Origin of the sequence: Candidatus Oleimmundimicrobium sp. (assembly GCF_030651595.1) — a bacterium.
GTDB lineage: Bacteria > Actinomycetota > Aquicultoria > UBA3085 > Oleimmundimicrobiaceae > JAUSCH01.
In genome coordinates, this window is record NZ_JAUSCH010000141.1 from 1 (window position 1) to 12,842 (window position 12,842).

11 protein-coding genes are annotated in these 12,842 nt (G+C 42.9%); 9 read left to right on the top strand and 2 right to left on the bottom strand.

Annotated features, from left to right (window positions below; all coding sequences use genetic code 11):
* From Q7U95_RS08580 to Q7U95_RS08610, 7 genes are all read left to right on the top strand, one after another.
* Nucleotides 1–850 (top strand): FAD-dependent oxidoreductase (locus Q7U95_RS08580; RefSeq protein ID WP_308753649.1); only part of this gene is annotated, 850 nt, incomplete at its 5' end.
* Nucleotides 847–1,614, top strand: a complete 768-nt coding sequence (gene rsmG / locus Q7U95_RS08585) for a 16S rRNA (guanine(527)-N(7))-methyltransferase RsmG (RefSeq protein WP_308753651.1) — start codon at nt 847–849, stop codon at nt 1,612–1,614. The genes Q7U95_RS08580 and rsmG, both read left to right, overlap by 4 nt.
* Nucleotides 1,615–1,674: 60 nt before the next feature.
* The gene (locus tag Q7U95_RS08590; protein WP_308753653.1) at nt 1,675–2,445 is read left to right on the top strand and encodes an AAA family ATPase; all 771 of its coding nucleotides are present in this window, start codon (nt 1,675–1,677) and stop codon (nt 2,443–2,445) included.
* The gene (locus Q7U95_RS08595; protein ID WP_308753655.1) at nt 2,438–3,298 is read left to right on the top strand and encodes a ParB/RepB/Spo0J family partition protein; all 861 of its coding nucleotides are present in this window, start codon (nt 2,438–2,440) and stop codon (nt 3,296–3,298) included. Before Q7U95_RS08590 ends, Q7U95_RS08595 begins: the two co-directional genes overlap by 8 nt.
* Entirely contained in the window at nt 3,276–5,615 is a 2,340-nt protein-coding gene (locus tag Q7U95_RS08600; protein WP_308753657.1) for a hypothetical protein, read from the top strand. Before Q7U95_RS08595 ends, Q7U95_RS08600 begins: the two co-directional genes overlap by 23 nt.
* A gap of 29 nt (nt 5,616–5,644) precedes the next feature.
* Nucleotides 5,645–5,950 carry a YtxH domain-containing protein gene (locus Q7U95_RS08605; protein WP_308753659.1) on the top strand — a complete coding sequence of 102 codons (306 nt, stop codon included), beginning with the start codon at nt 5,645–5,647 and terminating at the stop codon, nt 5,948–5,950.
* 28 nt (nt 5,951–5,978) lie between these two features.
* Nucleotides 5,979–6,938 (top strand): D-alanine--D-alanine ligase, encoded by a 960-nt coding sequence (locus Q7U95_RS08610; protein WP_308753661.1) that lies wholly within the window; start codon nt 5,979–5,981, stop codon nt 6,936–6,938.
* 4 nt (nt 6,939–6,942) lie between these two features.
* On the opposite strand, the gene Q7U95_RS08615 is transcribed toward Q7U95_RS08610, so the two are convergent.
* Both Q7U95_RS08615 and Q7U95_RS08620 read right to left on the bottom strand, forming a co-directional pair.
* Complete coding sequence (locus Q7U95_RS08615) at nt 6,943–7,374, bottom strand: small multi-drug export protein (RefSeq protein ID WP_308753663.1); 432 nt, start codon at nt 7,372–7,374, stop codon at nt 6,943–6,945.
* A gap of 4 nt (nt 7,375–7,378) precedes the next feature.
* The gene (locus Q7U95_RS08620) at nt 7,379–10,135 is read right to left on the bottom strand and encodes a calcium-translocating P-type ATPase, PMCA-type (RefSeq protein ID WP_308753665.1); all 2,757 of its coding nucleotides are present in this window, start codon (nt 10,133–10,135) and stop codon (nt 7,379–7,381) included.
* A gap of 293 nt (nt 10,136–10,428) precedes the next feature.
* Between Q7U95_RS08620 and Q7U95_RS08625 the strand changes: the two genes are divergently transcribed.
* Both Q7U95_RS08625 and Q7U95_RS08630 read left to right on the top strand, forming a co-directional pair.
* Complete coding sequence (locus tag Q7U95_RS08625; RefSeq protein ID WP_308753666.1) at nt 10,429–11,304, top strand: polysaccharide deacetylase family protein; 876 nt, start codon at nt 10,429–10,431, stop codon at nt 11,302–11,304.
* Between the two features lie 17 nt (nt 11,305–11,321).
* A complete protein-coding gene (locus Q7U95_RS08630; protein WP_308753668.1) occupies nt 11,322–12,461 on the top strand; it encodes a glycerate kinase in 1,140 nt (379 codons plus the stop codon).
* Nucleotides 12,462–12,842 lie beyond the last annotated feature (381 nt).

The following is a 12,842-nucleotide window of genomic DNA, read 5'->3' on the forward strand; positions in this document are numbered from 1 at the left end:
TAAACCAACTCTTGAAACAAAAACTATTGATGGTTTATTTATGGCCGGGCAAGTGATAGGGACAACCGGCTACGAAGAAGCCGCCGCCTTAGGTTTGATGGCCGGCATAAATGCCGCCCTTAAAGTTAAAGGAAAAACTCCCCTCATTTTAGATCGCTCAGAGGCCTATATCGGCGTTCTTATAGATGACCTTGTGACAAAAGAACTAAATGAGCCCTATAGAATGTATACATCAAGAGCTGAGTATAGATTGGTTTTACGCTCAGACGATGCTGATTCGCGGTTATCTAAGATAGCTCATGAGCTTGGATTAATTTCCGACGAGAGAGCAAGGAAAGCGGAGACAAAGAAGGAGGCCCTTCAAAAGGAGCTTAAAAAGATAAAAAGCACAAAGGTCTTTCCCTGCGAGCACACTAACAAAGTGTTGGCTGAAATTGAGAGCACGCCAATTAAAAACCCCGTTTTCTTAGCCGATCTTTTGCGTCGTCCCGAAATAAGATATTGCCACCTTGAAAAACTTTGTCCGGAGGCATTTGTTAGTTGTCCCTCCGGCGACGGGGTATCGAGTGAGATTCAAAAACACGTAGAGATGGATATAAAATATGAAGGCTATATTAGACGTCAGATGGACCAAATTGAGAAACACAGACGAGCCGAGAAAAAAATTATTCCCGGCGACACAAACTACCACGAGCTGTTAGGCATCTCTTTTCGAGCCAGAGAGGAGCTCTCAAAAATAAGACCGCACTCTCTGGGGCAAGCATCTCGAGTATCCGGGGTCTCCCCGGCCGACATAGTAGCTCTTATGATTTATCTTGAGCAAAGAGTGAGGAGCGAGAAGAAGGTATGAGAAAAAAATTACAGATCCTTTTGCGGGAAGGAGCGTCAGAGCTTGGACTCGAGCTTGATGAGGGCAAAGAGAAAGCTTTTGAGGTTTACCTTAAAGAAATAAAAAAAGAAAACAAGAAAGTTAATTTAACTTCTTTAACAGACAATAGAGAGATTATAATTAAACATTTTTTGGACTCTTTAAGCTGCGCGAAAGCTTGCGATTTTGGCGTAAAATTAAAAGTGGTAGATATTGGCACGGGAGCAGGCTTCCCCGGATTGCCTTTAAAAATAGCATATCCGGAAATAGAATTGACGCTGCTCGATTCGTCGAAGAAAAAGACAAGTTTTCTTTCAAAAACTATCGAGTGTCTTAATTTAAAAGGAATTTCCGTGGTCTGTTGCCGCGCTGAGGATTATGGTATAAATAGTAACAATAGAGGAGCTTTTGATTTGGTTTTAGCGAGAGCGGTTGCGCCTCTTTCGGTTTTAGTGGAATATGCGTTGCCTCTGCTTAAGTTAGGTGGGTTGTTTATAGCCCAGAAGAGCAGGGGGCTTGATAAAGAAATAGGCGAGGGAAGGATGGCCGCTAAAGCTGTAGGCGGACAAATCGAGGAAGCGAGAGAAGTGAAGGTGCCTTTTCTCGAGGCTAAGCGGTATTTAGTGTTGGTTAAAAAAATCTCCCCTTCTCCTAAAAAATATCCTCGGAGACCCGGCATTCCGGCTAAAAGGCCATTGGGAAAAGAGTTTTTTGTGGAAACCAAAGAGAGAAAAAGAGAGGAATAATGTCTTTTTGCTAGAATCAGATTATTGATTTAGTTTTTAGCAGAAACATAAGGTGAATTAATGGGAAAGAAATCGAAAACGATAGCTATCGTTAATCAAAAAGGGGGAGTGGGCAAGAGCACCACGGCCGTTAATTTAGGAGCCTGTCTCGCCCAAGCGAAAAGGAAAGTACTTTTAATAGATTTGGATCCCCAAGGGAACTCCACGAGTGGACTGGGCTTAGATAAAGCTAGCAGAAAAAAATGTGTTTATAACGTCATTATTGAAGACGCTCCTGTTTCTGAGGCTATTGAACCTACTCAAATAAAAGGTCTTTTTATCATTCCTGCCACCATTCAGCTTGCCGGTGCGGAAATAGAGCTGGTTCCAACCATGTCACGGGAAACCAAGCTAAAACGGGCTCTCGCATCGCTCAAAAAAGACTATGACTATATACTTATTGATTGCCCTCCTTCGCTGGGCCTTTTAACGGTGAACGCCTTAACCGCGGCAGACCAACTAATAATACCAATTCAGTGTGAGTATTACGCGCTGGAAGGTCTTGGTAAGTTAATGGAAAGCGTGAAACTAATAAGACAAAACTTGAATCCTAAATTAGAAATAGCCGGGATTTTAATGACCATGCACGACACTCGTACCAAGATTTCTCAACAAGTGGTTGATGAGGTCTGTAAATATTTTCAGGACAAGGTCTATAAAGCTATAATTCCCAGAACAGTAAGATTAAGCGAGGCTCCCAGTTTTGGCCAACCAATTACTATATATGATCCCAGCGGTAAAGGGGCCGTCGCCTACAAAAATTTTGCAAAGGAAGTGATTAAGCGTGGTTAGAAGGGGTTTAGGTAAAGGATTAAACTCTTTAATTCCATCAGGTGGGCAGGTAGAGGGGGGCCTTAGATTAGAACAAATCTCCATCAAAGAAATTGCAACCAATCCTTATCAGCCACGTAAAAGCATTGAGCAGGAGTCTTTCCAAGGGCTTGTGACTTCTGTTAAAGAGCACGGCGTGGTTCAACCAATAGTTGTAAGGCCAAAAGGATTAAGTTATGAGTTAATAGCGGGAGAACGGCGTTGGCGAGCGGCTCAAGAAGCGGGCCTCGAGGTGATACCGGCAATTGTCAAAGAAGCCTCCGATGCTGAATCCCTTGAACTTGCTTTAGTAGAGAACCTGCAAAGAGAGAACTTAAACGCAATGGAGGAAGCGATGGCCTACAGAGAGCTAATTGACAAATTTAATCTTACCCAAGCGGAATTGGCGGCGGTTGTGGGCAAGAGCCGCACGGTTATAACCAATACATTGAGACTTTTTCAACTGCCCAAAGAAGTAAGGCAACTAATTGAAGAAGGCAATCTGTCTTCAGGACACGCTAGAACGTTGCTTTCGCTTGAGGACGAGAAAAAGCAGATAGACCTGGCCAATCGAATTATTCAAGATGGTTTGTCTGTAAGACAGACGGAAAACATGGTTAGGTTATTGAAATTTTCGGGTAGCCATGCTCAGCATCCCCGACAACTTCAACCCAAAGCATTTAAAACGATAGCAAAAAAATTAAGCGAACGCCTATCAACAAAAGTTAAAGTAAAAATGACTCACAAGAAAGGGAAGATAGAAATCAGCTTCAAGTCCTTAGATGACCTTGAGAGGATATGCCAGGCCTTAAATGACAAAGCTTCGTCAGAATAAAATTGGCAAAAGGGCTGGAGCGAACTACTTAAGCTCTTTAAGTTTAAAGCAGCTAATTTTAAACATCAATCCTATGATGGCAGAAGGAGTGAAGAAAATAGTTTCCTCGCGTATTAAATTAAAAAAAATTTGGTCAATTGTTTTTCTTCTATTTTTAATTTCATCTTTTTGTTTTCCTTTATTTCCGAACGGAGCCCTTGCGCAAGGGAACAAAAAAGTTGTTCTTGTCGTTATCAACAATCTGAGCGCAGATGAATTAGTTGAAGCAAACCCTCTTTTTTTTAAAAAACTTGCTGATGAGGGGGCAGTAGGCCTCATGAATTGCCGAACAGCCAGTACATTTAACCCCTATGATACCTATCTTTCCATCGGTTCAGGCTCAAAAGCTAAAGCTGGAGCAAGTGGCGGACAAGCATTCAATGCGTCTGAAATATATATAGATAGCCTTACAGCTGCTGATGTTTTTTTTCAAAGGACGGGCGAGTTAGCTCCTCGGGATGGGGTAGTTAACCTTGCTATAGCCAATATTATTAGCAACTCGGAATCTATTCCAAGGGACTCAGTACCGGGGGCCTTAGGGCAAGCGCTTAAGAAAGCTGGTTTTAAAGTAGCTGTTTTAGGTAATGCGGATAGTGCGAAAGAATATCATAGAGAGATATCATTAATCGCTATGGATGAGAAAGGAGTAGTTCAACAAGGCGATGTTGATCGCTCTCTTGTAAAGACTGATTCCAACATGGGAATAATGACCAACTACGATGAGCTTTTTTCAAAAGCAACCGAGCTTTTACAGACAGCCGATTTTTTAGCTATCGAACTCGGTGACACTTTTAGACTCGAAAAAGAGAAAAGGTTTTTTACGGAGGAAGCAATTACCAAGCATAAACTTTCCGCAATTACTTTTGCGGATAAGTATGTTGAGAGACTGTTTACTAGTTTAAGTGCTGAAAATGGAGAAATACTGTTAATTGTTCTTGCTCCAGCGACATCTGAGGAGGCCCGGAAAAATAATAATTTTCTTGCACCAATAATTATATCAGGAAGCGCTACTACGGAAGGGCTTTTGATTTCAGAGACGACAAGGTGGCCGGGAATTATTGATAATACAGATATTGTTCCCACAGTGCTCGATTTTTTAGGCGCTAATTCTCCGCAGTTTTTGTTAGGAAGGCCCGCGACTATTCTTAATCAAGAAGCAGGCTTAGAATATATAAACAATCTAAGCAAGCGATTTGAAACCAAATCTCAAGCCCGAGTTCCTTTGTTGACGGCTTATGTTACTTTTGTAGCGATAATGGTATTGCTAACCGCTCTTTTTTCTGTCATTAAGGTTATCCCGAAAAAAATCTTACAAAGCGCTCAACTTATTCTGCTTTGGCTTATCAGCATCCCTGTTGCTTTTGAGTTTTTTGCACCGATTAAATATAACGTGCTTCTGGTTCCAATTATCTGTGTTTCTGCAATTGCGGCTTTCATTCTTTTAGGAGCTCGTCTTTTAAAAGGCGGACCCCTGACTCCCATAATAATGATTTCTTTTCTTACAGTCAGTGTCTTGGTGATTGACATTTTTACGGGCTGGAATCTTGTGAGAGGGTCAATATTGGGATATTGTCCCAATATTGGAGCTCGGTTCTATGGAATTGGAAATGAATATATGGGAATTTTATTGGGCTCTGGCATAATTGGCATAACTTCTTTTTTGGATGAGCGGAATCTTAACTCTAAGTTTTGGCATTTAGTCGTTGGGCTTATTTTTCTCTTCTTGATTGTAATAATCGGGCATCCTGCCCTTGGGGCAAATGTGGGGGGAACCATTGCGGCAATTGTTGGTTTTGGCGCCACATTCCTTATTCTTAAAGAAGGGTCTTTGAAGAAGAAGCATTTTGGCTATATTTTAATTAGTATTTTATTAGGGATATCTCTCTTTGTGGGCATAGATTTATTGCGGGGCGAGTTTGGTTCTCACATTGGAAGAAGCATTGCCCTAATACGTCAGGGAGGAATAACTGAGGTAATAAAGATAATCCAGCGTAAGATTGCCATGAATTACGAAGGGATGCGTTATACTGTTTGGACCAGAGTTTTATTGGCTACAATAGTGGCTTTTCCTATTTTATTCTTGCGTCCTACGGGGCTCTTGAAGGACTTGCGTGAAAAATATCCAAATTTAATCGGAGGGATTAGCGGAACGGCTTTAGGGGCTTTGGCAGCCCTTATTTTTAATGATACGGGAGCGGCCGCCGCGGCCGCCATCATAATGTTTGCAATTGTTGCGCTCTTATATATTATTGTGGATGAACGTGTTAAAGAAACTTAGACGTAATCATTTTGAATGGGGAGGTAAAAATGAGCGATGAAAGAAGATTTGGTTTTGAGGAGTTTGGCATAGGTCTTTTTGCCGGCGCGGCTATAGGGATAGTTGCCGGGCTGCTTCTTGCCCCCCAATCTGGAGCAACTACCAGAAGGCAAATTACCGAATATGCTGAGGGCGCCAAAGATTTAACCGAAGACCTTGTTCAGAAGGCAAAGAACAACTTAGATCTCTTGATTGAAAAAGCGGAGATTCTGGTGGGTCTTCAGGAAAAGCTTGCTTGGAAAAAAATAGAATCTCTTCGGGCCGATCTCAAAAAATATGATTTACACGAGGCATAATTGTAATCTTTTTAATTAGAGGAAATTAATGAACCAATCAAAAAAACCAAGAGTTGCCGTTTTGCTTGGCGGTCGCTCGAAAGAGCGCGAAATATCTTTAGTTACCGGCGAAGAAATTTATAAAGCTTTGATTCAGAACGGTTACCCCGCGTTTAAGATAGAGTTAAATGAAGATGTTGTTGAAAACTTAAAAAAGGAGCGTCCCGATGTCGTCTTTGTTGCGCTTCACGGCCGGTATGGCGAAGACGGGACAGTTCAAGGTATGCTTGAGTTATTGGACATTCCCTACACGGGCTCCGGCGTTCTGGCAAGCGCGGTTGGGATAAACAAAGCAGCCACAAAGAGGATATTTAAGGCGGAGGGAATCCCGACGCCGGATTTTCAGGTATTTACACATCGCTCTTTTCAAGCAAACAAACAAGAGATAATTGATGATTTACCGAAAAAGTTAGGCCTTCCTTTAGTTATAAAACCGGTCAACGAAGGTTCAACAATTGGCATGAGCATCATAAAAGAAAAAGAAAACCTCCCGGAAGCCATAGAAACAGCGTTTGAATACGATGAAGAAGTTTTAGTGGAGAAATTTATAGAAGGAACGGAGATTACAGTCGGTGTCTTGGGAAACGAGAAGCCACAACCCCTGCCCACTCTTGAAATAACTCATAATAGCGAAATGTATGATTATGAAACCAAATATACCGAGGGGTTAAGCCGCCACATAATTCCGGCTCGGATTCCTGAGGAGCAAAGAAAAGCGGCCCAAGAAATGGCCGTGCGTATTCATGAAATATTGGGCTGCCGAGGGTTTTCAAGGGCGGACTTTATTGTTTCAGCCGATGGCACGCCTTACACTCTTGAGGTAAACACCATCCCCGGAATGACTCCGTTAAGTCTCTTCCCCGATGCGGCTCGAGCAGCTGGCATTGAATTTTCTGAACTTGTGAGCAAGATAGTAGAGTTTGCTCTTGAGAAAAATCGTCGTAACTAAAACTTTAGAGCGAGAACCCGTTAAAAAAACCCACACTTAACAAAAAGACTAAAAACCCGGCAAACACAACTCCTCCAAAGATTGCCCCAAACGATGGTTTCCATTTCAAACCAAGCAACCAAGCGGCCGCTGAACCTGAGTAGGCACCGGTGCCCGGGAGGGGAATCATCACAAACAACATAAGTCCCGGTAGCCCATATCTTTCAACATATGGACGCGCCTTTTTTCTAATCTTGCCGAGTCGTTTCTTTAGCCAGGCCCTCTTGCTCAGACGCACGTAAAACATTTCCAGTCCAAAGTAAACAGGAAAAAATATAAGGATGTTGGTAAGAATAATAAAAGGAATGGCGACTAAGTCATTATTTTTTACAGCGTAAGGAATGGCTCCCCGTAACTCAATCCATGGAATTAGAGTAGTCAAGATGTATTTAACCATTACATCATCTCTCTTTAATCCATCTTTTTGTGGAATTTAGAAGCAGCATAGCCACAAGCGCCGGAACAACCATTACCACCCATTCTTGCCACCTCAATGGTTGAGTGTGGAAGATGTTTTGAAATGGAGCGAAGTAAATAACTAAAAGCTGTAAAAGAGCAGAGCCCCCTATGGCTGCCAACAAAGATTTGTTAGCGAAGGAGTTTTTTGAAAATATCGATGTTTCTCCCGCTCTAAAGTTGAGCGCATGAAGCAACTGGATTAAGACAAGTGATGTAAATGTCATCGTCTGTGTTTTAGCTAAGGGTAATTTTAACCATAAAAGCCCTGCCACAAAAACAGATAAAGAACAGATTGTTAAAACAATTCCCTGAAGCAAGGTTTTGTACAAAGCCTGGTTGGTCAAGATGCCCCCGTCTCTTTTTCGAGGGGGCTTCCTCATAAGATTGGGTGAGGGTGGGTCAATTCCCAGAGCAAGGGCGGGCAAGCCGTCGGTAATTAAATTCATCCAGAGAATTTGGACAGGTAAAAGGGCAAGTTCCCCCCAGACCATCATTCCCAAGAACATGGTTAGAACTTCGCTGACATTACAAGATAATAAGAAGTGAATGAACTTCTTGATATTGTCAAATATTAAACGTCCCTCATGAATAGCGGTTACAATTGTGGCGAAGTTGTCGTCGGCCAGAACCATGTCGGCCGCTTCTTTAGTTACATCGGTGCCGACTATGCCCATGCTTATGCCGATATCTGCTCTTTTTATGGCAGGGGCATCGTTTACGCCGTCGCCTGTCATGGCAACAATGTGGCCTATCTTTTTAAGTGCTTCGACGATTTTTACCTTATCTAAAGGGGCAACTCTTGAATAAACGCCAATATCTTCCACTATTTCGGCTAATTCGTTTTCTGAAAGACGGGCGAGTTCTTCTCCGCTTAATACTTTTTCCTGATGGAGTAAACCAATTTCTTCAGCAATGGTTTTTGCTGTAAGTTTGTGATCGCCCGTTACCATTACTACTTTAATATGAGCTTTTTTGCATGTTTCTATGGCTTTGTAAACTTCTTCTCTGGGTGGGTCAATCATACCCACAAGCCCCGCAAAAACGAGCTCACTCTCGATAGAGGATGCTTCCGCTGTTTTAGAGTCTTCAGGCAAAGGTTTAAAGGCGAGAGCTAAAACGCGGAAACCCTTACCGGCTAAAGCCTCGTTAGTTTTTAAGAGGTTTTCAAAATCTCTTTGTTCGAGCGTTCTTACTCCTTCTTTTTCGAGCAAGGAAGAACATTTAGATAAGACAACCTCCGGAGCCCCTTTGGTCAGGGCAACCAGCTCGGTTTCTTTCATTTGCGGCCAACCATCTTTAATCTCATGAATGGTTGTCATCATTTTTCGCTCGGAATTAAAAGGTATCTCGTTTATTCGAGGAAATTGTTGGTCGAGTTCGTCTTTGACAAAGCCTATTTTTTCAACTGCGTTTAAGAGAGCAACTTCAGTTGGGTCCCCGAAAACATAGTCACCTGATATCTTGGCGTCGTTGCAGAGGGTGGCAATTTTAAGAAGGATTTTAAGATCTTCTCTCATGGGAACGGCTTTGCCCTCAACGCTCTCGGTAAGTTCGTTGTTTTTTAATTGAAGCATCTCTCCCGACAGATAAATTGGCTGAACAGTCATTTTATTTAAGGTGAGCGTTCCGGTTTTATCGGTGCAAATTATAGTTGTTGAGCCCAATGTTTCAACTGCGTGGAGACGTCTGACGAGAGCGTTTTTCTTAGCCATATTTTGAACACCCAGAGCGAGCGATACCGTTACAACAGCCGGAAGGCCCTCAGGAATAGCCGCAACGGCCAGGCTCACGGCCGTTAAGAACATTAAGGGGAGGTCTTTTCCGTTTAAGGCGCCAGCTAAAAAAACTACTCCGCAGATTCCCAAACAAATGAGAGCTATCTTTTCGCCAACTTTTTTTAACTCAATTTGCAAAGGAGTTTTTTCCTGAGGGATGTCTATGGATTCGGCAATTTTGCCCATCTCGGTAGCGGCCCCCGTGCTTACCACTAAAACCTTTGCTCTCCCGGAGGTTACCGTAGTTCCCATATATACCATATTTATTCTATCCCCTAAAGAAAGGCCGGGCTTGCTGAGAGTTTCAGGAGTCTTTTGTCCAGGGAGCGATTCGCCGGTTAACGAGGCCTCATCCACAAAGAAGGCGGAGCAGCTAACTATCCGCGCATCCGCCGATACGCTGTCTCCCGCGTAGAGTAAAACCATGTCTCCCGGGACAATCTCCCTTGTGGGGATGACTTTTTCTTTTCCATCCCGCAAGACTCTGGCACTGGGAGCAGTTAGGCGCTTTAATGCTTCTAAAGCTCTTTCGGCTCTGTATTCTTGAACGAAACCAAGGATGGCGTTTAAGATTAAGATTACAAAAATTGCCGCCGCGTCTATCGTCTCTTTTAAATAAAATCCCGCTACAAGCGCGGCGGCAATTAAAACCCAAATCATAAAATCATTAAATTGTGACAGCAAAAGACGCAAGGGAGATAGCTTTTCCTTTTCCACCAACTCATTTGGCCCGTGAATTTGGAGTTTTTTTGTTACCTCTGCCTCTTTTAATCCTGACTTAATTGAAGTGTTAAGAAATTTTTCAATTGAGGGAATATATTGAATATGCCATTTTTCAAAGTTGCTCATTTTCCCGCCTTCTTGTAAAGTGTCATTATTAATTTCTTCAATAAGGATAACAAAAGAGGGGATAAAGTAAAACAACGGACAACCTTCTAATAATAAGCATGATTGGGTTTATTGAAGGAAGAAAAGTAAATTTATATAGAGAGGTAAATTATAAGGAAGTTTGTACAGGAGAGAAAGAGTGAGCATGTTCGCGTCTTTTTAGTTGGCAAAACCGAGCCGGGTGTGTGTGGAATATACCTCTTTATAAAATGTTTGTCGATTCCTTTAACACCATTGGTTCCCTCTCGAAGATATAAAAAATACAACCATGCCGGAGCCAAAATAAGCCCTGTGGTTGGCGGTAGTTTAATCTTAATGGGGGATATTTTTTGAAAAACTATTTTAAATATTTCTTGCCAAAAATTTTATATGGATTAGCTCTCGTGCTCGCGGGCTGCGTGTTTGTTAGAGCAACCGCTACCGGTCAGCTCTTTTTTAGGGTGGGCAAAGAATTAGAGCTTTATTTAATTGGTTTCGCTATCTTTTTTTTGATATTCTCGATTTTTTCAAGTTTTTATGAGTATCACGGTTTTGGCTCCCAAAAAGAAGTGTTTCGCCGAGGGTCGAACGGTCCGTTTGTTAGCATCACCTTCGATGACGGCCCCAGCCCAAAGAGTACTCCTCAAATTCTTGATATTTTGAAAGAGAAGGGAGTTAAGGCAACATTTTTTGTAACCGGCAAACACGTGAAAAAATATCCCGAAATTGCCCGAAGAATTGTTGATGAAGGCCACGATATCGGAAATCATACTTATAACCACAAGGAATTAGCTGTTTCCAACAGAAAAACTGTTTTAAGGGAGCTTCGAAAGACCGATAAGGCTATTTGGGAAGCTACGGGCAGAAGAACGCGGCTTTTTCGGCCTCCTCGGGGTGTTTGTGGGAGCGCGGCCAGGAAGATTTTGGTTGAAGAAGGCTACAAGATAATTTTGTGGACAATTAGCACGCTTGACTGGAGAAAAGTAAAGCCGAAAACTATTTTGTGGCGGATTAAAGTTTTTATTAGAGACGGGGCCATTATTCTTTTTCATGATAGTGGCTCACTCTTCGGGTGCAAGGTAAGCGAACGGACAAATACTGTTCAAGCTCTCCCTCTTGTCATAGATTTTCTTAAAGAAGAGGGTTATGAAATAGTTACAATTTCTGAAATGTTTAATGGTTTTGAAGAAAACGGACAAAAAGAAGAGGCCTGGAGCAAAATTTAAGGTCTCTTTAAAAATTTATGAAAATATTAATTGCGCCAGATAAATTTAAAGGAAGTTTAAGCGCTAAAAAGGTTGCTTCGGGGATAAAAAAGGGGATTGAAAATATTGCGCCCGAAGCCAAAGTTTTTATCTGTCCTATGGCAGATGGCGGGGAAGGGACCGTTGAGGCCTTGGTCGATGCCACCGCGGGCGAAATTATTCAGGTTTGTGTAAAGGGCCCCTTAGGGGAACCGGTAAATTCTTACTTCGGAATTCTTGGGAACCAACTCAAAGAAAAAATTGCTGTCATTGAGATGGCGGCTGCTTCCGGACTTCATCTTTTATCCGAAAAACAAAGAAATCCTATGCTTACCACCACCTATGGAACAGGTGAACTCATCGAGGCCGCTTTAGACAAGGGATGCAAAAAAATTATTGTGGGCATAGGCGGCAGCGCCACAACCGACGGAGGAATGGGCATGGCCCGGGCTCTCGGCGTAAAATTTTTTGATGCTGAGGGCAAGGAACTTGAAGTTGGTTGCGGCTTGCTTCTTAAAGAGATAGCTAAAATTGATCTTTCTTTCATGGATAATCGGATAAAAGAGACAAAATTTATCGTGGCATCCGATGTAGATAATCCTCTTTGCGGGCCGAAGGGCGCGGCTTATGTCTATGGGCCTCAAAAGGGGGCAACCCCGGCCATGGTGACGGAGCTGAACGAAGGGCTTTCTCATTACGTGGAGATAATAAAGAGAGATTTAGGTATCGATATAAAAGATGTTCCCGGAGCCGGCGCGGCGGGAGGCCTTGGCGCGGGGCTCATGGCTTTTTTGGGAGCCGAACTTCGCTCAGGCGTTGAGTTTGTTATAGAAGTTGTGAATTTAAAAAAGAGGATGAAAGGAATGACCCTTGTCATCACGGGCGAAGGAAAGATTGATAGCCAAACTGCTTGCGGCAAAACCCCTGTTGGAGTTTCAGAGCTTGCTCAAAGCATGGGGATTCCAACCATCGCCGTCGCCGGGCAGGTGGGCGAGGGGGCCGAAATCCTTAAGGAGCACGGCATTGAAAAAATTTACTCCTTGATGGATATTGCCGGTTCGGTTGAAGAAGCAATGGAAAGAGCAGAAGAGTTGCTGGAAAAATTGGGAGAAAAGGTGGCTAAAGACTATTTTAAATAGTCTTTATATCCCCTTTCGTCATTGCGAAACTTTATTCTCCTTCATTTCCGTGCCTACCGGCAGGCAGGTCTTGCTCGTCCAAGAAAACGAAGCAAAAGAAGGACGGCCGATCATTTTTGAACGGCTCCAAAATGTACGGTTGTTCAGGCGCCTGCAGAACTCGCTCCGATAAATCGGAGCTCAAACAACTTCGGCTCATTTCCCTCACAATTTATTTCTCCCTGCCTACCGGCAGGCACGGCAGAACTCTCCCCGATAAACCGGGGCTCAGACAGCTTCGGTCGAAACCCCGCCTTGTCGATTGTTCGTCGGCGCTCTCATATATCACCCATGAACAACCCACCGGGTTTTAAAGACCTAAATCTTTTAAAACGCTCTTTT

Coding starts and splice junctions, on each gene's coding strand:
- rsmG (WP_308753651.1), top strand. CDS start 847: ATGAGAAAAAAATTACAGATCCTTTTGCGGGAAGGAGCGTCAGAGCTT.
- Q7U95_RS08590 (WP_308753653.1), top strand. CDS start 1,675: ATGGGAAAGAAATCGAAAACGATAGCTATCGTTAATCAAAAAGGGGGA.
- Q7U95_RS08600 (WP_308753657.1), top strand. CDS start 3,276: ATGACAAAGCTTCGTCAGAATAAAATTGGCAAAAGGGCTGGAGCGAAC.
- Q7U95_RS08605 (WP_308753659.1), top strand. CDS start 5,645: ATGAGCGATGAAAGAAGATTTGGTTTTGAGGAGTTTGGCATAGGTCTT.
- Q7U95_RS08610 (WP_308753661.1), top strand. CDS start 5,979: ATGAACCAATCAAAAAAACCAAGAGTTGCCGTTTTGCTTGGCGGTCGC.
- Q7U95_RS08615 (WP_308753663.1), bottom strand. CDS start 7,374: ATGGTTAAATACATCTTGACTACTCTAATTCCATGGATTGAGTTACGG.
- Q7U95_RS08630 (WP_308753668.1), top strand. CDS start 11,322: ATGAAAATATTAATTGCGCCAGATAAATTTAAAGGAAGTTTAAGCGCT.